This is a genomic window from Pseudomonas sp. NY8896 (genome assembly GCF_039634505.1).
Genome location: NZ_CP132350.1, coordinates 5,835,552 through 5,855,310, shown reverse-complemented (window position 1 = coordinate 5,855,310; position 19,759 = coordinate 5,835,552). Strand labels below are relative to the sequence as shown.

General features: G+C 62.7%; 19 protein-coding genes and 1 pseudogene. 14 read left to right on the top strand and 6 right to left on the bottom strand.

Annotated elements, in window-relative coordinates; genetic code table 11:
* Positions 1 to 9: 9 nt before the first annotated feature.
* Positions 10 to 1,629, bottom strand: a complete 1,620-nt coding sequence (locus Q9451_RS26500; protein ID WP_072270846.1) for a CBASS cGAMP-activated phospholipase — start codon at positions 1,627 to 1,629, stop codon at positions 10 to 12.
* 31 nt (positions 1,630 to 1,660) lie between these two features.
* Positions 1,661 to 2,467 (bottom strand): TIR domain-containing protein, encoded by an 807-nt coding sequence (locus Q9451_RS26495; protein WP_019043439.1) that lies wholly within the window; start codon positions 2,465 to 2,467, stop codon positions 1,661 to 1,663.
* Positions 2,468 to 2,767: 300 nt separating this feature from the next.
* On the opposite strand from Q9451_RS26495, the gene Q9451_RS26490 reads away from it, so the two are divergent.
* The 3 genes and pseudogenes from Q9451_RS26490 to Q9451_RS26480 all read left to right on the top strand — a co-directional run bounded on the left by Q9451_RS26490 (position 2,768) and on the right by Q9451_RS26480 (position 5,976).
* Entirely contained in the window at positions 2,768 to 3,595 is an 828-nt protein-coding gene (locus Q9451_RS26490) for a DUF932 domain-containing protein (protein ID WP_024570161.1), read from the top strand.
* Positions 3,596 to 3,660: 65 nt separating this feature from the next.
* On the top strand, positions 3,661 to 5,709 hold the full coding sequence (locus tag Q9451_RS26485; RefSeq protein ID WP_019043441.1) for a ParB N-terminal domain-containing protein: 2,049 nt from the start codon (positions 3,661 to 3,663) through the stop codon (positions 5,707 to 5,709).
* A gap of 61 nt (positions 5,710 to 5,770) precedes the next feature.
* Positions 5,771 to 5,976, top strand: a pseudogene (locus Q9451_RS26480) (hypothetical protein).
* A 175-nt stretch (positions 5,977 to 6,151) separates the two neighbouring features.
* Here the strand turns inward: Q9451_RS26480 and Q9451_RS26475 are convergent.
* Positions 6,152 to 6,820 (bottom strand): hypothetical protein, encoded by a 669-nt coding sequence (locus tag Q9451_RS26475; protein ID WP_019043442.1) that lies wholly within the window; start codon positions 6,818 to 6,820, stop codon positions 6,152 to 6,154.
* A 409-nt stretch (positions 6,821 to 7,229) separates the two neighbouring features.
* Here Q9451_RS26475 and Q9451_RS26470 point away from each other — a divergent pair, with 409 nt between their 5' ends.
* A complete protein-coding gene (locus tag Q9451_RS26470) occupies positions 7,230 to 8,186 on the top strand; it encodes an IS110 family transposase (protein WP_024570162.1) in 957 nt (318 codons plus the stop codon).
* Between the two features lie 58 nt (positions 8,187 to 8,244).
* Here Q9451_RS26470 and chrA read toward each other — a convergent pair whose 3' ends face one another.
* From chrA to Q9451_RS26455, 3 genes are all read right to left on the bottom strand, one after another.
* Positions 8,245 to 9,474: a chromate efflux transporter gene (gene chrA / locus Q9451_RS26465; RefSeq protein WP_019043444.1), complete on the bottom strand. Its 1,230-nt coding sequence runs from the start codon at positions 9,472 to 9,474 to the stop codon at positions 8,245 to 8,247.
* Positions 9,471 to 9,773: a PadR family transcriptional regulator gene (locus tag Q9451_RS26460; RefSeq protein ID WP_019043445.1), complete on the bottom strand. Its 303-nt coding sequence runs from the start codon at positions 9,771 to 9,773 to the stop codon at positions 9,471 to 9,473. The genes chrA and Q9451_RS26460 overlap by 4 nt, the downstream gene beginning before the upstream one ends.
* 274 nt (positions 9,774 to 10,047) lie before the next feature.
* Positions 10,048 to 10,341: a helix-turn-helix transcriptional regulator gene (locus tag Q9451_RS26455; RefSeq protein ID WP_024570163.1), complete on the bottom strand. Its 294-nt coding sequence runs from the start codon at positions 10,339 to 10,341 to the stop codon at positions 10,048 to 10,050.
* A 223-nt stretch (positions 10,342 to 10,564) separates the two neighbouring features.
* On the opposite strand from Q9451_RS26455, the gene Q9451_RS26450 reads away from it, so the two are divergent.
* From Q9451_RS26450 to Q9451_RS26405, 10 genes are all read left to right on the top strand, one after another.
* Positions 10,565 to 10,912 (top strand): DUF2958 domain-containing protein, encoded by a 348-nt coding sequence (locus Q9451_RS26450; protein WP_019043447.1) that lies wholly within the window; start codon positions 10,565 to 10,567, stop codon positions 10,910 to 10,912.
* Positions 10,913 to 11,254: 342 nt separating this feature from the next.
* Positions 11,255 to 12,004: a DUF2285 domain-containing protein gene (locus Q9451_RS26445; RefSeq protein WP_019043448.1), complete on the top strand. Its 750-nt coding sequence runs from the start codon at positions 11,255 to 11,257 to the stop codon at positions 12,002 to 12,004.
* 83 nt (positions 12,005 to 12,087) lie between these two features.
* Entirely contained in the window at positions 12,088 to 12,378 is a 291-nt protein-coding gene (locus Q9451_RS26440; RefSeq protein ID WP_024570164.1) for a helix-turn-helix domain-containing protein, read from the top strand.
* Positions 12,379 to 12,404: 26 nt separating this feature from the next.
* Entirely contained in the window at positions 12,405 to 13,250 is an 846-nt protein-coding gene (locus tag Q9451_RS26435; protein WP_019043450.1) for a replication initiator protein A, read from the top strand.
* A gap of 265 nt (positions 13,251 to 13,515) precedes the next feature.
* Entirely contained in the window at positions 13,516 to 14,154 is a 639-nt protein-coding gene (gene parA, locus Q9451_RS26430; protein ID WP_019043451.1) for a ParA family partition ATPase, read from the top strand.
* Positions 14,151 to 14,420 (top strand): hypothetical protein, encoded by a 270-nt coding sequence (locus tag Q9451_RS26425; protein WP_019043452.1) that lies wholly within the window; start codon positions 14,151 to 14,153, stop codon positions 14,418 to 14,420. The genes parA and Q9451_RS26425 overlap by 4 nt, the downstream gene beginning before the upstream one ends.
* Positions 14,417 to 14,941, top strand: a complete 525-nt coding sequence (locus tag Q9451_RS26420) for a DUF2840 domain-containing protein (RefSeq protein ID WP_019043453.1) — start codon at positions 14,417 to 14,419, stop codon at positions 14,939 to 14,941. Before Q9451_RS26425 ends, Q9451_RS26420 begins: the two co-directional genes overlap by 4 nt.
* Positions 14,938 to 15,525 (top strand): S26 family signal peptidase, encoded by a 588-nt coding sequence (locus Q9451_RS26415; protein ID WP_019043454.1) that lies wholly within the window; start codon positions 14,938 to 14,940, stop codon positions 15,523 to 15,525. Before Q9451_RS26420 ends, Q9451_RS26415 begins: the two co-directional genes overlap by 4 nt.
* A gap of 448 nt (positions 15,526 to 15,973) precedes the next feature.
* On the top strand, positions 15,974 to 17,962 hold the full coding sequence (locus tag Q9451_RS26410; protein ID WP_019043455.1) for a relaxase/mobilization nuclease and DUF3363 domain-containing protein: 1,989 nt from the start codon (positions 15,974 to 15,976) through the stop codon (positions 17,960 to 17,962).
* Between the two features lie 312 nt (positions 17,963 to 18,274).
* The gene (locus Q9451_RS26405) at positions 18,275 to 19,753 is read left to right on the top strand and encodes a SulP family inorganic anion transporter (RefSeq protein WP_019043456.1); all 1,479 of its coding nucleotides are present in this window, start codon (positions 18,275 to 18,277) and stop codon (positions 19,751 to 19,753) included.
* The last annotated feature ends 6 nt before the right edge of the window (positions 19,754 to 19,759 follow it).

The window sequence follows — 19,759 nt, the reverse complement described above, 5'->3', positions numbered from 1 at the left end:
CCAGGCAAATTAATACCGTTGCCATTCTGGAGCCAACAGTCCATCCAAGAATCTAGATCGAACGGAAACAAAAGAATCCTTGCCTACATCATTTCCCCGCACGGCCATATCTTCAATCGCTTCTGCATCATCAAGTTTAATTTCTACCGGAGTCTGTTGATTAATCCGAAGATGGCGTGTTGGGCCTAAAAAACCATCGGCCAAAACTAGTGCCCCATGCTCCTGGGCAGCAAAGAAGAGATCGGCACTATTGGGTGCCCATCCAGCTTTCCCTTTTCCAAGGGACTCCGTGAAATCGCTTTCACTGCCCATTGTGCCGACACTTAAAACATCTATTCGATCCAAGGGTATTTTTAGATAGCGAACAGCTTCTGCCAGTGCGGGGAGAATTGGATTGTTCGCCCAAACACCACCATCAAGAAAAGATTCAGGCGCAACCGGCCCATCCCAGACAGATTCGTCAAAATATGTAGGGGCAGCTGAAGATGCAAGTGCGGCATCGACCGCTGAGATATCTCGAAATGCTGTTCTATCTGGGGTATGGGCTGTGACAATAGCTTCAGCTTGTCCATGTTTGGCTCTTACTGTAGGAATAACGAGCCTGCAGCATGAGGCATCAGTTATTCTCCTATCACCATACACTTTGCACAGTAAATCTCGGAGCGTGGAAGATTCGTGCTTGGATTTCAACCAATGTCGAAGCTTCCTATCTTTTGGGAAAATTAACGGTCCTTGCTCTTGGTAGAATTTCAATATATCGCGCGGAGCTATTCCGAGGGCAAGCCCGATTGCGAGTATTGCACCTGTCGATGTGCCAGCCACTAAATCGAAATGCGATACTAGATTGTTACCGCCACCACTCCTGAGCATGTCATCCCACTTAGCCAAGACGGCGGCAGTAAACGTCCCTCGCAATCCTCCCCCATCAAGAGCAAGAATTCGAAAATTACGCCCCCGTGAAACACTGCGCCGCACGAGCGGCAGAAGCTTTAGCTGATTGACAATGGTTTCTACAATACGTTCGATAGACGTATCGTTCGCAATTTCTCGGTTTGCATTCTCAGATAGTCCATTTTGCAATCTTGAAGGCAAGCTCGGGTTGTCCTTTAGATAACCCGCAATTGCTCCCCCAAATCCTGCAACAACGAAACCTGGCTTTCCGAGTTCTAGCATCGCATCAAGCTCAGTGGGGACCCCTGCTTTGGCCTTATTTATGTCCCACCACTTACCTCCAACGCAGACAACCGCATCCGATCGCTCGGCCATCCAGTCTCGCATTGGAGTTAAATCACTATTGCTTACTCCATCAGCTTCTGCGGGAACTATTTGCACCGCTGCGAATTGGCGTTGGATTTCTATTTCTGCAATTTGTTCATCTGTTTCGGCAAATTTTTGAGCACGAACCAATGTTAAGGCTCCTACCTCACCTCCCGCATGAAGAAAATCTCTCGCGGCATCTTCTAATGGTTTAGACAAGGACGGGTGACTGCCATGAATCACTGAACCTCCCTCGCTAAATATTCGCGATGCTAGTGCCTTCACAAACAAGCATATTTCTTCTTGCCGCTCATCTGGAGCAGATCCTGAGAGGTGAATTCGCACCCCTGCAAGAGGTTGTCTTGGAATCATGCGTTAAACCTGGTTGGCTGGAACGATTAAATTACGAGTAATTTCCCCTGATCTCAATGGCTTTTTCGATCCAGTCCTCAAGGTTTTCCTTGATGTGACTGTACACATTAGTACTGGAGGAATATGGCGGATTGTAAGTTTTTACGATTTCATCCATGGAGACACCATTTATAGTGAATTTTGAAAATGGATTGCTTCCCTTTTCCGCTTGATCTCCGTCGCTATCCTTGAGATTGTGGATGTAGATCCCAAGCACCCCCTTCTTATCCTTCCACGCTTTCTTTATTTCGTAGTTAATCCATTTTCTCCCAGCCGTATTCTCTCCAACAAGAATGATTGCAACCGTCTTTCCTTTTAATTGCTCATCAATCCACTCTTGAATTGCATCATCTCCGCCTGCCTTCACATCTTCCCAGTCGTTATCGGAAGCGGGCTTGTTTCCATCTATAACACCCATGCTTCTGACTTGGGCAGCTCTCCAGTTGTCTGGCTGGTAGTGAAAGCTGTAAAAGGCTCTACGCGTCATTTTTTCTCCTGATGCTTCTTTGCGGCTAAAGATACGATTTCCATCCAAGTCACAATTTACAACAAGTATCTTCATTTGTTGAAATTTGGGGTGACTTGCGTGGGCATCCCCGGCCAAGTGGACATGGCCGGTCGCGCTGTCGTGCGCGTAGCGCATCGAGCCGCCGCACCCTTCGGCCACGGCGTCTCGCCCCCTTCGGGCTTCCATCGTTCCCTCGCTCCGCTTGGCTGACGCCTCCGGCCCGGCTTCCAGATCCGGGCCTGCGCGCTTGCGCTTGCCGTGCGGTCGGCACACAGGGAGGGCCGTTGCCATGTCCAGCCGTCTTCCCTGACTCCATCACCTTGTCAGCGACCGTAGCCCGCTCCCGTAGGCCGTCAAGGCGCGCAGGGCCGTGTCCTCGGCTGCGCCTGCGGGCCGCACCCACCCTGCGCTTGTTTCCTTGACGGCCCCCGTCCGCGCGCTCCTTTGGCCGCGGGCGATGAACTCAGGAAAGACGGTGGCAACAGGGCCAACCGGGTTCCTCGTGCCGACCGCACCGAACAGCCGAAAGGCTGGGCTCCGAATCTAGGAATCCGGTGTGCGGTTTTCTTCAACAGCCTCAGGAGAAAGACCATGCAACTCGCATCCCGCTTCGCTCACCACTCCCCCGCATTGCGCAGCGAAACCCCGCTGTCCGATGACCAGATTCGCAGGGTGGCCCCGTCCATCTTCGCGGACGCTCCGCATGAGAGCCGTTCCGAGCGGTACAGCTACATCCCCACCGCCGCCGTGTTGACCGAGCTTCGCAAGGAGGGTTTCCAGCCCTTCATGGTGTGCCAAACCCGCGTGCGCAACGAAGGCCGGCGCGAGCACACCAAACACATGCTGCGCCTGCGCCACTCCAACCAGATCAACGCCCGCGAAGCCAATGAAATCATCCTGCTGAACTCGCACGACGGCACGAGCAGCTATCAATTACTGGGTGGCATGTTCCGCTTCGTTTGCAGCAATGGCCTTGTCTGCGGCGACACCATGGGCGATGTGCGCGTGCCCCACAAAGGCGACGTGGCCGGGCATGTCATCGAGGGCGCCTATCAGGTGCTAGGTGGCTTCGAGCATGCGCAGGAATCGCGCGAATCCATGCAGGCCATCACGCTGGATGCAGGGGAATCGGAAGTGTTCGCCCGCGCTGCGCTGGCCCTCAAGTACGACGACCCGACCAAGCCCGCGCCCATCACGGAATCGCAAATCCTGATGCCGCGCCGGTTCGATGACCGCCGCCCCGACCTGTGGAGCGTGTTCAACCGCACGCAGGAGAACTTGACCAAGGGCGGATTGGCTGGCCGCGCCGCCAATGGCCGCAGGCAGCGGACCCGGCCCGTGCAGGGCATCGATTCCGACATTCGCCTGAACCGCGCCCTGTGGCTGCTGGCCGATGGCATGCGTCAGCTCAAGGCCTGAACCGTTCCCCCGCCGGAGGGGCGGTTCCCCTCCATTCCCTTGTTTCACTCGATTGGAGATTCACCATGAACGCCGTTACCTACACCGAAGCCCAAGCCCTCGACACCCGCGCCAACGTGCTGCAAGCCGCCGACCCGAGCAAGCACATGATTCTGGTTCCCCTGTCGCGGCTGGTGCTGCGCCCCACGGGCCGCAACGTGCGCAAGACCCCGCGCATGTCCATTCCCGAACTGGCCGCGAGCATCCAGCGCGTGGGCTTGCTGCAAAACCTGATCGTGATTCCCGCTGCCGATGGCGAGCATTACGAGGTGGTGGCCGGTGGTCGCCGCCTTGCGGCCCTCAAGCTGCTGGCGAAGAAACACCGCATCGCCAAGGATTGGCAGGTGCCTTGCCTGCAAGTGGCCGATGGCACGGCCCGTACCGCGAGCCTCACCGAGAACGTGCAGCGCGAAGCCATGCATCCGGCAGACCAGTTTGAAGCGTTTGCGGCATTGGTGGCCGAAGGCCGCCCCATCGAAGACATTGCAGCGGATTTTTCCGTCACGCCGCTGGTGGTGCAGCGCCGCTTGAAGCTGGCGAACGTCTCGCCGCGCCTGATGGCGGACTACAGGGCCGATGCCGTGACGCTCGATCAGTTGATGGCGCTCTCCATCACCGACGATCACGCCGCGCAGGAGCGTGCGTTCTACGATGCGCCGCTGTGGCAACGCAGCCCCTCCGCGCTGCGCGAACGCCTGACCGAGCGCGAGATTGACGCCTACCGCCATCCGCTCGTGCGCTTCGTGGGGCTGGATGCCTACGAGCAGGCAGGCGGCGGAGTTCGCCGTGACCTGTTCGCGGAGGATGACGCGGGCGTGTACCTGAGCGACGCCGCCTTGCTGGAACGGCTGGCGCAAGACAAGCTGGCAGGCATCGCCGCCGAGGTGAAGGCCGAGGGCTGGGCTTGGGCCGATGCCACGCCCGGCATGACCCATGCCGACCTGCACGCCTTTCAGCGTGCGCCGAGGGAGCGGCGCGCACCCAACAAGCGCGAAGCACAGCGCATCGAGAAGCTGCAAGAGAAAATGCGCGCCATTGGCGAAGCCGTGGACGCCGCGATGGATGCCGAGGACGAGGAGAAGGCCGACGCCTTGCAGGAGGAAGGCGAAGCCCTGGGCGAGCAGTTGCAGGCGCTGGAAGAAGGCTTGCGGGGATACGGCGCGAACGTGAAGGCCGCAGCCGGTGCCATTGTGACCATCGACCGCAACGGCGAAGTCGTGATTCATCGCGGGCTGCTGCGCGAGGCCGAAGCTAAGGCGCTGCGCACGCTCGAAAAGCTGCGCCAAGGCTTCAGCGACCCGGACGCCGCGAACGATGACGAAGGCGAGGAAGACGAAGCGCCCAAGACAGCAGCGATTTCCGACCGACTGGCTCAGCGCCTGAGCGCCCATCGCACCGCTGCACTGCAAATCGAGGTAGCCCGGCATCCACAGGTGGCGCTGGCCGCGCTGGTGCATGGCATGGTGCAGACCCTCTTGCAGGGCCGCTACTACGGTCATGATCTACCGCTGGGCGTGCGCCTGACGGTGCAAGACCGGCTGGAAGGCATGGCCCCGGACTGGCCCGATTCACCCGCCGCCGTGGCGCTGCGCGAATTGCAGCAGGCGTGGGGCGGCAAGCTGCCCGACGACAGCGCCGAACTGTTCGCCGCGCTGCTGGCGATGGAGCAAGGCGAACTGGTCAAGCTGCTGGCCGTGTGCGTGGCTTCGACCGTGGACGTGGTGACGCCGCGTGCCACGGTACAGCAGCCGGGCGCGGAACTGGTGCAGGCTGTGGGCCTCGACATGGCCGCATGGTGGAGGCCGACCGCAGAAGGCTACTTCAAGCACGTTCCGAAGGCAGCGATTCTGCAAGCCGTGGGCGAGTTGGTGCCCGAGAGCGTCAACCGGCTGGCGAAGCTCAAGAAGGCCGACATTGCCAGTGAGGCCGAGCGGCTGGTGAACGGCAAGGGCTGGATGCCTGCCATCTTCAAGACGGCAGACGCGCCCGAGGAAGGCCTGCAGGATGCGGCGCAGGACGGCGCGGAAGCAGCCGCCACCGTGACGCATGAACCTGCCGAGGCATTGACCGCCTGACCCACGCCGAAGGCAAGCGCCCCGCCCGGGGCGCTTTGCCGCAGGGAGCCGAACCATGCCCATCATCAACACCACCAGCCGCCCGCGCATGGCGGCAATCTACGCCCCCGGCACCGTGCGCCCCGCCGCTGGCACGGCGAGGGCGACGTGCGCGGCTATCGTCCGCCCTCGGGTTGGACGGCACGCGCCGACCTCACGGACATTCATCCCATCACGGGCCGTGCCTTGGCGCGGGCCGTGTGGTGGATCATCGAGACGAAGGAATAACCGTCGTCGACACCGCGCCCAGGCCGTTCCGCCCTGGGCGCGGTGAACTTCAAAAATCCGGGCGCGGCGGTGGCCGCGCCCGGTGTTGAGAGCCGACAGCCCAATCAGAACGCCGCCGCCTTTGCAGGCCCGGCTGCGGTGTTGGCGCGTTGATACAGATGGCGCGAAGGCGCAATCACACCTTGATCGGGCCAAACATCCCCGTGTAGATCAGCGTTTCCCAAACCTTCTTGATCCCCTGTCCGGTCTCCTGGCTCACGAACAGCGACGATCGCGCGCCATGGGGGGCGCCCAGGAAATACGAGCGCATCGACTCCCATGTCTCCGCGACCTGGGACCAGGTCCAGCACGGAACCTCTTTCTCCAGGATCAAAGGCACTGCGATGGACAGCGGGATCATCTTGTCCATCGGTAAGGGCTCTTCCCAGTTGCACTTGACCAGTATCGGGGTGGCTTCTGGGTTGTAGAACTGCACATCCAGCTTCTCCGCTGTGATGTAAGCAGCGTGGTGGCGAGGAAGGGCTAGAACCGAGTCCAAGACCTCCTGACCATCGCCATAGGGACAGGTGATGAATCCATTGGCGAAGTACCGCGTGTGGTCGAGGCCTTTGTAGCCGCAGCGATCACTCGGTGTGGTGACGGGGTGGCGGCTATCGTGGTTGCGCACCAGTGGGTGCCATGAAGGGTATCTGTCAACCACCGGCCCGAGTTCATCCACGATGTCCTGCAGCGCTTGCTTGCTTCGCGCTCTTTCAGATTCGTCCGCATCCCGGGGGCGCAGGACAAGGTATTTCTCCACTTCTTCGTACCCGGCTTGCGCCGCTTCGTCTGCTCGAAATGCCATGATAGAACCGTCTTTCCTGATTTATGCGCGATGTTGATGAGTTTCGCATAAAATTGATGTTTTGTGCAAATTATGTCTAATTCATGTGGATCGCCAAGGATGGGGGAGGTTTTGCTGGGTTTTGGCGTGTCGACGCTAGCGCCGCCAAGCTCTCGGGCTGCGCCCCGTGCCGACTTCGCTGTCACGGCCATTCGGCTTCGATCCCTTGTATCTTTGAAGTGCGTGTTCGGCAATGCCGTCACGCCCGGACCTGCCAGGGTTCGGGGTTGGCCGCAGCATGTAGCCCGTCATCCCTCGGTGCCACTTGAGCCCGTGCGTGAGTCCTGGGCGCATGCTCGCGCCCGATCTCTGAAAGCCCGAACAGTTGCGTGAACGCCGTTCGCATTTGCAAGGAAGGGACGCGGAGATCATGGCCAATCAAGTTGCAGTCGGTATCGACATCTCCAAGAAGACCATGGATGTAGCCATCGGGCACGAGCAGTCCACGGCCATATTCAGTAACGATGGTGCTGGGCACCAAGCGCTGATCGCAGCGTTGAAGAACCATCCGGTCTCGCTGATCGTGATGGAGGCGACTGGACAGTACCAACTGGCCTGTGCTTGCGCTCTACAAGCTGCGGGATTCGCTGTCATTGTCATCAACCCTCGGCAGGCCCGGGACTTCGCCAAGGCCATGGGGCGATTGGTCAAGACCGACAGCGTGGATGCCAGGATGCTGGCTGAACTGGCGCAGGTGCTGAACCAGCGTCCTGATCGAGATCGCTTCATCAAACCGATGCCAGACCAGGTACAACAACACCTGCATGCACTGGTGCTTCGACGGCGGCAGTTGGTACGCTTGCTGGTCAGCGAGCGCCAACGCAAACACATGGCGCATCCGGAGGTCGTGCAAGATATTGCGGAACTGATGGATATGCTCGCGACGCAGCTTGAGGCGCTGGATCGAAGGATTGCGGAGCATCTGGCTCAATACCAGTCCGATCTGGCCACATTGCTCAAGAGTGTCAAGGGAGTTGGCCCGGCGACGGCTGCGACGCTGATTTCCGAGCTGCCGGAGCTTGGCCAGCTCAAGGCCAAGCAGATCTGCGCGCTGGTAGGTGTCGCACCGATGAACCGGGACTCAGGCCAGGCTCGCGGTAAACGCATCATTTGCGGCGGGAGGGCTACGGTCAGGAGCGCGTTATACATGGCCGCCATCGTTGCCATGCGGCACAACGCCGTGATACGGCGTTGCTATGAGCGCCTGCTGGCGGCTGGCAAGCCGAAGAAGGTTGCCATCGTGGCCTGCATGCGCAAGCTGCTGATCATCATGAATGCCATGGTCAAAACCGGGCGGCCATGGAATGACCAGCCTGCTCCGGCGTGACTTTCTATATGGTGGGCGGTAGTCACCATGCCCGGCCTGCGCACTGCGCCGACTGGCTTCAGATACCGATCGCCATGACCCAGCCCGCCAGCCCGGCCAGCAGCACCACGAGCGCTGGAGGCACGCGACCCACCGTCAGTAGCCCGAACGCAAGCAGCGCCAGCCCAAAATCCGCCTTGCCGTGGATGGCGCTGGTCCACATAGGGTCGTACAGGGCCGACACCAGAATGCCGACCACGCCAGCATTGATGCCTGCCATGGCCGTCTGGATACCCGCGCGGTGGCGTAGCCCTTCCCAGAACGGCAGCGCGCCGACCAGCATGAAGAAGGCCGGGAGGAAAATGATGCCCAGCAGGGCCAGCCCGCCGATCCAGCCATGCAGCGGCCCGTGGGCGACCGCGCCGAGATAGGCCGAGAACGTGAACAGCGGTCCCGGCACTGCCTGCGCCGCGCCGTAGCCGGCGAGGAAGTCAGCGTTGCTGACCATGCCACTGGGCACCACGGTGGCCTGCAGCAGCGGCAGCACGACGTGCCCACCGCCAAAGACCAGCGCACCAGAGCGGTACACCCCTTCCAGCAGCGCGACCGTGGACGAGCCCGTGGCAGCGGCCCACAGGGGCAGCCCGACGAGTGGCACTGCGAACAGCAGCAGCGCCACGATGCCCAGCTTGCGCGAAACCGGGTAGCTGTGGGCCTGGCCGCCGCCAGGTTGCGCGATCTTCAATCTCCACCAGCCCAGGAATCCCGCCGCCGCGATGGCGGCAAGCTGTCCCGCGGCTGAGGGCATGATCATGGTCAGCAGTGCCGCCAGAATGGCCAGGGCGGCACGGGGCCGGTCAGGACACAACGACTTGGCCATGCCCCATACGGCCTGCGCCACGATGGCCACGGCTACCACCTTGAGCCCATGGATCCAGCCGGACTGGGCCAGCCCGTGGTACTCGGCGATGCCAAAGGCGAACAGGATCAGCGCAATCGCCGACGGCAAGGTAAACCCCGCCCAGGCCGCCAGCAGCCCCAACCAGCCCGCGCGGCCCAGCCCCAGCGCCATGCCCACCTGGCTGCTGGCCGGCCCTGGCAGGAACTGGCACAGGGCGACCAGATCGGAATAGCTGCGGTCGTCCAGCCAGCGGCGGCGCTCGACAAACTCCGAGCGGAAATAGCCCAGATGCGCGATCGGTCCACCGAAGGAGGTCAGTCCCAGTTTGAGGAAGGCGCCGAAGACTTCGACGGGTGAGCCACGTGCGGCTGCGGCCTCATGCTGCAAGGTGTTGGTGGAATCTGTCATCTGTGCATCGCCTCCCCGGTGAATTCTCGGATGCGTTCCTTGGCCAGCGCCAAGCCTTCATTGCCCTTGGGTGTAATCGTGTAGAGCTTGCGCACGGTGCGCCCCTCACGCTCTTGGCGGGAGACGAGGTATCCGTCGCGCTCCATCTTGTGCAGCATTGGGTACAGCGTTCCAGGAGACAGGCGGTAGCCGTGGTGGGCTAACTCGTCGATCATCCATTGCCCATAGATCTCCTGCTCGGCCGCGTGGTGCAGCACATGCAGGCGGATCAGCCCTGACAGCAGGTCGTGGTGCTCCATGGCGCGGGGTGTTGGTTGCTCTTTCATATCGAATAACGATAACGAAAGTCGATATTATCACGGCACGCAGATGCCCCGAAGAGGCGCGCCTCTTCGGGCGCGCTTGGGAGGCTTGACTTTCAAGACAGTTGCTCACGTCTTCGCGCCAACGGCGCTGCGCGCTTTGTTTGCCTCCAGGGGAAAGCCCTGCGGGCTATCCCCGCCGCGCAGGCTTGGCGCCCCTGCATACCTCGAACCGGCGGCGCCGGATCGGCCATGCCAGCGCCGACGCGCGCTATGGCGTGTCACTCTTCTTCGCCACAGTCTCCAACTCCTGGCGCACCTGCGCCAGCAGCTGGTCGGCCTGCTGCAGGTCGTCGCAGGCATAGGCCAGGGTCAGCAGCGTGAGCGGGTGCACCTCCATGACCTCGCACAGCTCGGCCAGCTTGTTCAAGGTGGGGCTTTTGAGGTCGCGCTCCAGCGTGCTCATGTAGGTGCGGCTGGACACGTCGGAGAACGCCTCCTGGCTCAATCCACGCGCTTTCCTGATGGTCTTTAGTGCCTCCGACAATGTATGTTTCGCTGCCAACCTTGGATCTCCCCAAAATCCAAGATGACAGCCGATTGCGCCCTATAGGACTACAATCTATAGTGTTCAACTATGCTCGCCTGCCGCTTTCGTGCTTTTACGGAAATCCGTATCTGTGGCTTCTCACAGAAGCGCAAAGCCGCATCCGTGTCTTTCCTCAAACCCGCCGATGCGGTTTTGCGCTTTCACGCTTCGGCGGTTTTGTGCGAATGAGGGGACGCCCATGAACCAGCTCATCACCGAGGACGAGCGCAGGCTGTTGCTGGAACACGGCCAGGCCCGCGCCGCTGGCCGGGCCATCGACCCGCTGCCCGTGGTGCGGCTGTTCACGCCGGACGCACACGCCACCTGGCTGCTGGTATCGCTCGACCCCGCCGACGGCGATACGGCCCATGGCCTGATCGACTTGGGGATCGGCATGCCCGAGCTGTGCGAGATCAAGCTGTCCGACCTCACATCCATCGTCGGGCCGAGCAAACAGCCCGTGATGCGGGACCGGTATTTCCGGGCGGTGCGCCCGTTGTCGGAGTACCTGCGGCTGGCTCAGGAGAATGGTTCCATCCTCGATTGAGCCGTTCGCGCCCAAGCCAAGCCGGGCGCATTGAGACTATTTCGGTCTTGCTCCAGACCCGTCAGGTCTTAGTCCGCACTGTTGCACCAAATCGGTGCCATCGTGACGTAAACGGTCATGATGCCGGCCGTGCCATCGGGCACGGTGGATATCGCAGGAGGCGCGCATGTTCTCGCGCGCCACCGTCGCATTCAGACGATCCATGCAACCCATCGGATGCATTTCGTCTTGACACGCAAGTTACTAAGCTACCAGCTTATTCACGATTGGATGCTAGTTCGATGCGGTGACGTTTGCGTGTGAAACCGGTGACGGCCGTCCTGCTCTACGGGAGCTTGCGTCATGGCCGAACCGCACCACCTCGCGCACTGGTATCCGACTGCCGCCTACCTCTACGTGCTGTGCCTAGACACGCTGGCGCTGGCCTGGGAATACCTGCGCCGCCATCCTGACTACCAGCTCGACTGGCTGCGCCGTGCGCACCGCCCCGATGCTGCGCATCGCTGGGGCATGCGTCTGCTGGAAGACCCAGCCCTGGATGCGCGTGACGCGCATCCGGCCTGGCTCCCCGGCCATGAGGCCGTGGTGCAACTCCACCCCGATGCCGATCCGCCACCGGATGCCGAGCCGTTCGCGTTTTGGCGTATTCCCGGCCACAAGCAACTGTTGCATGACGGCAAGGGACTGGCGCTGATCGCGCGCAGCCCCGGCCATTGCCTGCGCTATGCGCTGGCGCCTGGCCTGGAGGACGGCATGGCCGTGGCCCATGCCTACCGTGGCCGTGGGGCCACCCACGTGCCTGACACGCCAGCACCCATGGCTCGGCCCCGGCCGCCCCCTGCCGCGTTGATGGAGCTGCACACCCTGCAGGCGCTCGATGCGACCCTGGCGGGCGCGTCCTTGCGCGAGGTGGCTGAAGGCCTGTTCGGCGCGGATACCGCGGCCGGTTGGTACAGCGATGGCGGCTTGCGCTCCAAGGTGCGCCGCCTGGTGCGGCGCGGCGATGCGCTGATGCGCGGCGGCTATCGACGCCTAGCACAGCTTGCGCCGCTTGAGAAGGGCCGTTTTGAAGGCCACGCAAAACGACCCTGAGCAGGAGAGCTTCGTTTTCTGAGACTGCCTCCATCCGGTTGCGCTGTGTGGCCGGAGCCCTGCAACCGATGGAGGTTCTCACCATGCGTCCTGCTCCCTTGCGGCCTGCCGCCGCACCCGCAACCACCCCGGCCGCTGCCGCGCAACCGCAGCGTTATCTGACCAACGACGAGGCCGCCGACTACCTGCGGCTGTCGCCGCGCACGCTGGAAAAGCAGCGCGTGCTGGGTGGCGGCCCCAAGTTCCGCAAGTTCGGCCGGCGCGTCATGTACGCCGTGGCCGACCTCGATGCCTGGGCTTCCGAGCGCAGCTTCGAGAGCACGTCCGATCCCGAATACGCCGAGCAGCACTCGGCGGACAGCCGTGCGCGCTGACCGCTGGAGCGCCGGAGGCCATCGCCATGTCCAGCCCCTTGGGGCAAGTTCGGCAGGAACGCGAGCAGCTCGATCTGTTCCGTGCCCTGCCGGGCGACATGGCGCCGCGCGACAGCCAGGACCTGATGGCCTTTCCGTTCTTCTCGCTGGCGAAGTCGCGGCGCACGGAGCCGATCGACTTCCGCGCCAGCGGCATCACGATCCGCGTGGAGGGCACGCAGGAGCATGGCATCGCCACGATCTGGGATGCGGACGTTCTGATCTGGGCCGCCAGCCAGATCGTGGAAGCGCGCGATGCGGGCTTGCGCCCGTCGCGGCTGATGCAGGCCACACCCTACGAGATCCTGCGCTTTATCGGGCGCGGTACGTCGCTGCGCGACTATCAGCGCCTCAAGGCGGCCTTGGATCGCCTGCAGTCCACCACGGTGGCCACGTCGATCCGGGAGACAACCGGAAGGCGGCTGCACCGCTTCTCGTGGATCAACGAGTGGAAGGAGCTGGCCGATGCCCAGGGCACACCCTTGGGGCTGGAGCTGATCCTGCCGGACTGGTTTTACGCGGGCGTCATGGATGCTGCGCTGGTGCTGACCATCGACCCAGCGTATTTCCGGCTGACCGGTGGGATCGAGCGGTGGCTGTACCGACTGGTGCGCAAGCACGGCGGGCGACAGCCTGGCGGCTGGCAGTTCGACTTCCAGCACCTGTACCGCAAGTCGGGCAGCGTGGCGCGGTACTACGACTTCGCCGCCGACCTGCGGGCACTGGTGGCGCGGCAAGCCTTGCCTGGCTACCAGTTGGGCATCGAGTACGTCTCGGGCATTGCCTCGCCGCTGCTGACGTTCCGGCCCGTGCCGTCCACGGCACGGGGATAACTGCTGCGCAGCCTGTGGACGGACTCGTGCTATCAGGCAACAGAGGTATCGTGCTATCAGGCAACGAATCCTCGTGCTATCAGGCAACAAAATCGGCCGCCAAGCCAATGATGGCGCGGGTTTCGGCCTCTCCTAACTTCCCTAACTTAAATTCTCTAACTTTTAGTAGAAGCGCCGCGTCTCGGTGGACAACCACCCAACCGGCGAGCGAAGGGCACGAAAACCAGCAGCGACAGCCGGGCTCTCCAGCAGGGAGGGCCAGGCTATGATCGTCGCGCTGCTCAACCAGAAAGGCGGCGTCGGCAAGACCACGCTCGCCACCCACATCGCCGGCGAGCTGGCGATGCGCGGGCAGTCGGTCATCCTGCTGGATGCCGACCCGCAAGGCTCCGCACTGGACTGGACGCAGCGCCGCAGCCAGCAAGGTTTGCCACGGCTGTTCAGCGCCGTGGGCCTTGCACGCGAAACGCTGCACCAGGAGGCGCCAGAACTCGCCAGGCGGGCTGATCACGTCATCATCGACGGGCCACCGCGCATCGCCGCCTTGGCGCGCTCCGCGCTGATGGCAGCCGAACGCGTGCTGATCCCGGTGCAGCCCAGCCCTTACGACCTGTGGGCCAGCGCCGAGATGGTGGCGCTGATCCGCGAGGCGCAGGTGTTTCGGCCTGCGCTGCGCGCGGCCTTCGTCATCAACCGGCGCGTAAGCACCACCGTGATCGGGCGTGAAGCACGCGGCGCGCTGGCCGATCAGCCACTTCCTGCGCTGCACTCGGAAGTGCATCAGCGCATCGTGTTCGCCGACAGTGTGGCCGCTGGCCGGCTTGCGCGCGAGATGGCGCCAGACAGCGCCGCCGCGCGCGAAATCACTGCGCTGGTCGATGAACTGCTGCGGTGGCCGTCATGAGCAGTCCTGCCAGCAAGCGCACGGGCAAGCGCATCGGCATCGGCATCGGCGCGCGTCCGCCCGCGAATCCGCACGCCGAGGCGTGGATTCGCCAGGGCAGTGCCGATGACCTCCAGAAAGGCGACCTCTACACGGCCCGCCTGACCCTCGACATCACGCCCGCCATGCGGGCGCGCATCAAGGTATCGGCCTTCACGCAAGGCGTGACGGTGGCCGATCTGTTGCGCGCGCTGCTGGAGCGGGAATTCCCGGAGAAGTCCTCATGAACACACCCGCCTCGACGGCTTCGGCACCGCCGTCCATCCCGCCTGTCGGCGTGGCCGACGGCGTGCCGCTGACGCGCGTTGCGCTCGCATACATCGACCAACGCTTCGACCTCTACCTGCGCTTCGGTGATCCTGCTCGCATCATCCGGTTCGACCGCTGGCGCCGCTGCGCGGTGTTCACACCGAACGCGGTTCTATGCCGCATCCGTTGGCAGGCCAACGACTACGGCACGATCCGCTGGCAGCTCATGGTGATGCAGGCTTGCATGCCGATGGATGGCGCGCAGCGCATCCCCGGCGTGCAACCAGGCGCACGCCTGTTGCTGCACGTCGAGGGTGAGCAATCGGTGCGTGCCGTGCTGGCACGCATCGACGCCATTGAGGCGCTGAGCATCGCACCTGCTGGCACTTCGCCCGCGTACTGGCGCACGCTGGGCAACCGGCTCGCGGCGCGCTTGCCGTTGCCCGAATACAGCGCCGAGCGGCACGCCGCCTGGCTGGCCGGGAGGGCGCTGTCATGACCACGATTTCTGTTCCCACTGCTCTCACGCATCCACACTCGCGCCTGCGCGCCCGCCTCATGCTGGCGGGCCTGTCCGCCTGCGGCCTCGCTGCGCTGGCCTGGGCGTCCTTCGTGCATCCACTGCCGCGCCTGACCTACAACCCGTCCGACAGCGTGGCGGTCGGCTGGTATCGCGTCGATCCGCTCGACCATCGCACCAGCTCGCTGCCACGTCCTTTGTCCGTGGGCAGCATCGTGCTGGTGCCGATGCCCGCAGAGGCTGCCGCCCTCGCTGCGCATCGCGGCTACCTGCCGACGCGCATCCCGTTGCTCAAGCGCGTGGGCGCGATGGCGCCGCAAGAGGTGTGTATCGCTGACGGCAAAGTCCGCATCGACGGCGTGCCTTCAGCCGCCGTGCTGCCTGCCGATCGCTGGGGCCGGCCGCTGCCATCCTGGCAGCAGTGCCGTCGCCTTCAGCCTGGCGAGCTGTTCCTGCTCAGCGTGACCAATCCGGCGTCGTTCGACAGCCGGTATTTCGGGCCGGTCAGCGCAGCCGCCGTGATCGGCGTTGCGCGCCCGGTTTGGCTGGAGTCGCGCCCATGATGGCCGCCGATTCGCTGTACGTCGCCATGCATCTCATCGTGCCATCGGGCGTGTCGTTCCGCTGTTCGTCGCCGTGTCGTCGCGCATGCAGTGCGTGTGCATTCGCACCGCACTTCGCGCTGTCTCAGGCGCAGCCGTCCCACGTGCAGGCGTCTTGCCTCGAACACGGCTGGCCTGCGGCCATCGCCGTGTTCGCCGGTGCGCTGGCTGCTGGTGCAGCCTTGCCACCGGGCCGCAATTGCCGGGAGCGGATGCGGGAGGCAAATGCGGAAGGCAAGACAAAAGGACGCGGCACCGGGCCGCGCCCAAAGCCTGTCTGCACATGGGGGTGGCGCGGCACGGAGCGGCTTCGCCACCGTGCCGCGTGGGGCGCGAGGCCCGCGCCAACGCAGGCATGTCCGCGTGCTTTGCACGACAGGACACGCCGTAGCTTGCGAGGAGCGCATCCATGACCGACCACCGCGACGACGATTTCCGCGTGCGTCCCAGCGCCCCGAAGAACCGGGGCAAGGGCCAGGGCCAGAGCTTCGTTTCCAAGGTGCTCAAGCAGGCGGGCAAGGCCAGCGGCGGCAAGTCCTCGATACGCCATTCCGCCGTGTCCGGCGGCCAGCGCGCAGGCCAGCGGCCCGGCTCGCGCCTGGGGCGCGGCCACACGGCGGCGCGTTTCGCCGGGGCGAAGCTGACGCCCATGTCGCGGCGCGTGACCATCAAGACGCTGCTGGTCAATCACCAACGGGCCAGCCCGCAGTCACTCGCCAAGCACCTGCGCTACATCGAGCGCGACGGTGCGGGCCGCGATGGCGAGCCGGGTCTGGCCTACGGGGCGCAGGCCGACGATGCCGACCTTGAAGCCTTGAAGGAACGCTGTGCCGATGACCGGCACCATTTCCGCTTCATCGTCTCGCCCGAGGATGGCGCCGAACTGGACGACCTGCGCACCTACACGCGGCATCTGGTGAACCGCATGGAAGCTGACTTGGGCACGCGGCTGGATTGGGTGGCGGTGGATCACTGGAACACCGACAACCCGCACACCCACCTGATCGTGCGCGGACGCGACGACACCGGCAAAGACCTCATCATCGCGGGCGACTACATCGCCCACGGCTTCCGCCACCGGGCCGCCGAGCTGGCGACGGAATGGCTGGGGCCGCGCACTGAACTGGAGATCCAGCAGACCTTGCAGCGCGAGGTGGAACAAGAGCGGTGGACGAGCCTCGACTGCACGCTGCAACGCGAGGCCGGCGAGGATGGCCGGGTGCAGATCGAACGCTTCAATGAACCAAAGCTGCAACGCCAGCGCCTGCTGTTGATCGGCCGCCTGCAACGCTTGCAGCGCATGGGCCTGGCCGACGAGACGCAGCCCGGCACCTGGGCCGTCCATGCGGATGCCGAGAAGACCTTGCGCGCCCTGGGCGAGCGCGGCGACATCATCCGCACCATGCAGCGGGCCATGAGCGGCCAGCCGCGCGAGCTGGCGGTGTTCGAGCCCGGCGACGACGGCCGCACCGTCATCGGCCGCGTGGCCGCCAAGGGGCTGGCCGACGAGTTGCACGACCGCGGCTATCTGGTCATCGACGGCGTGGACGGCAAGGCCCACTACGTCGCGTTGAACACCCGCGACGAGCTGGCGAACTATCCCACCGGAGCCGTGGTGGAGGTACGCGGTTCCGCCGTGGTGCGGGCGGCCGACAGGAACATCGCCGCGTTGGCGAGCGATGGCCTCTACCGCACCGATCATCACCTGGCGATCGAGCAAGGCCGAGCTGAGCCCGGCCGCGACCCGCAGGAGGTCGTCGCGGCCCACGTCCGCCGGCTGGAAGCCCTGCGCCGGGCCGGCATCGTGGAGCGCGTGGCCGATGGCTTATGGAGGGTGCCGGACGACCTGGCCGAACGTGGCCGCCAGTACGACTCGCAACGGCTGGGCGGCGTGGCCGTAGAGCTGAAATCTCATCTGCCGATTGAGCGGCAGGCACGCGTGATTGGCGCCACTTGGCTCGACCAACAACTGATCGGTGGCGGCAAGGGGCTGGGCGACTCGGGCTTTGGCGGTGACGCCAAGCAAGCCATGCAGCAGCGCGCCGACTTCCTTGAAGAACAGGGGCTGGCCGAGCGGCGGGGACAGCATGTGATCCTCGCCCGGAATCTGCTGGGCACGCTGCGCAATCGAGAACTGGCGCAGGTCGCCAAGGACATTGCCGCCGAAACCGGCCTGGAGCACCGCCCGACCACAGACGGGCAACGTGTAGCAGGTATCTACCGCCGATCCGTCATGCTTGCCAGCGGGCGCTACGCGGTGCTCGATGACGGGATCGGGTTCAACTTGGTGCCGTGGAAGCCTGTGATTGAGCGGCGACTAGGACAGCAACTTGCTGCGACAGTCCGGGGCGATACGGCGGTTTGGCATTTCACGCGGCAGCGCGGGTTAAGCCAGTGATCCACCTCACGACGATGGCTTTTATGGGGTCGTCATGCCTCTCAACTTGCCGCTACGCGCAAAGACAGGTTACAATTCAAGAGCAATTTTCAAATTCACAGCCAACACTATTGGAGTATCGACCAGTGTAACTATCAGTCTCGCAGCGAGCCGTTTCCTAATTTCAATCTTCGCTCGCACGAGGCTGTATGTATGACTGGCTGTGGTTTGCCAGCCCATAGTCTTGGGCTGTTCTCTATTCCGGGATCGGAAAGAGGCATTCGCGCCTAGTCCCGTTCCAGCCTGCGGCCGAGCCTACACCGGAATAGATCAATGATGAAATCCTTACGTCAGGACTGGTTCTCCAATGTCCGACGCGACCTGTTAGCAGGCGTTGTTGTAGCGCTTGCCCTTATCCCTGAAGCAATCGCTTTCTCGATTATCGCAGGCCTTGATCCCAAGGTCGGCCTGTATGCCTCATTCTGCATAGCCACAGTGATAGCTTTCACTGGCGGTCGCCCTGGCATGATCTCGGCAGCCACAGGCGCGATGGCATTGCTGATGGTCACCCTCGTTAAAGAGCACGGGCTGCAGTACCTGCTCGCTGCCACCGTCTTAACCGGTGTACTCCAGATCATCGCAGGCTGGCTGCAACTGGGCACGCTGATGAGATTTGTTTCACGCTCAGTTATTACTGGCTTCGTAAACGCCTTGGCCATTCTGATCTTCATGGCTCAACTGCCGGAGCTGACGAACGTAAGCTGGCACGTCTATGCCATGACGGTTGCAGGCCTGGGCATCATTTACCTCTTCCCTTACGTTACTAAGGCGATACCGTCGCCGCTTGTCGCCATCGTGGTGCTGACAGCCGTCTCGATCTTACTCGGCCTCGACATTCGCACAGTAGGCGATATGGGGCAGTTGCCCGACAACCTGCCGGTGTTCCTACTGCCCGATGTCCCGTTGAGCTTGGAGACACTCCAGATCATCTTCCCAGTATCTGCAACTTTGGCCGTAGTGGGTTTGTTGGAATCCATGATGACGGCTTCCATCGTCGATGACCTCACCGACACGAGCAGTAACAAAAACCGGGAATGCGTAGGTCAAGGCGTCGCAAATATCGCGAGCGGCTTTCTTGGCGGAATGGCCGGTTGCGCGATGATCGGTCAGTCGGTCATCAATGTGAAATCCGGTGGCCGCGGCCGTCTCTCCACATTGGCCGCTGGCGTATTTCTTCTGCTGATGGTGGTTTTTATCGGTGACTGGGTGGCCCGTATCCCAATGGCAGCACTCGTCGCTGTGATGATCATGGTGTCCATCGGCACCTTTAATTGGGCCTCGATCCGTAACTTGCGAGAGCACCCTAAAAGCTCCAGTGTGGTGATGCTCGCGACTGTCGCTATGACAGTGGGCACCCACGATCTGGCCAAAGGCGTGCTGGTTGGTGTGCTGCTCTCGGGATTTTTCTTCGCCCAAAAGGTCGGTCGGATCTTCCATGCCTCCTCGCACACGGAGGACGAAGGCCGCATGCGCGTTTACACCATTACCGGCCAAGTGTTCTTTGCATCGGCCGAACGCTTCGTCAATTCATTCGACTTCAAGGAAGCCATTGAAAAGGTGCGAATTGACGTCGGCCGCGCCCATTTCTGGGACATCACTGCGGTTAGCGCCTTGGACAAGGTAGTCATCAAATTCCGGCGAGAAGGTACGGAAGTGGAGGTGACTGGCCTGAACGAGGCCAGCGCCACGATGGTGGACAAGTTCGGGATTCACGACAAGGACGGCGCAGCGGACATGCTCGCAGGCCACTAAGAGGAG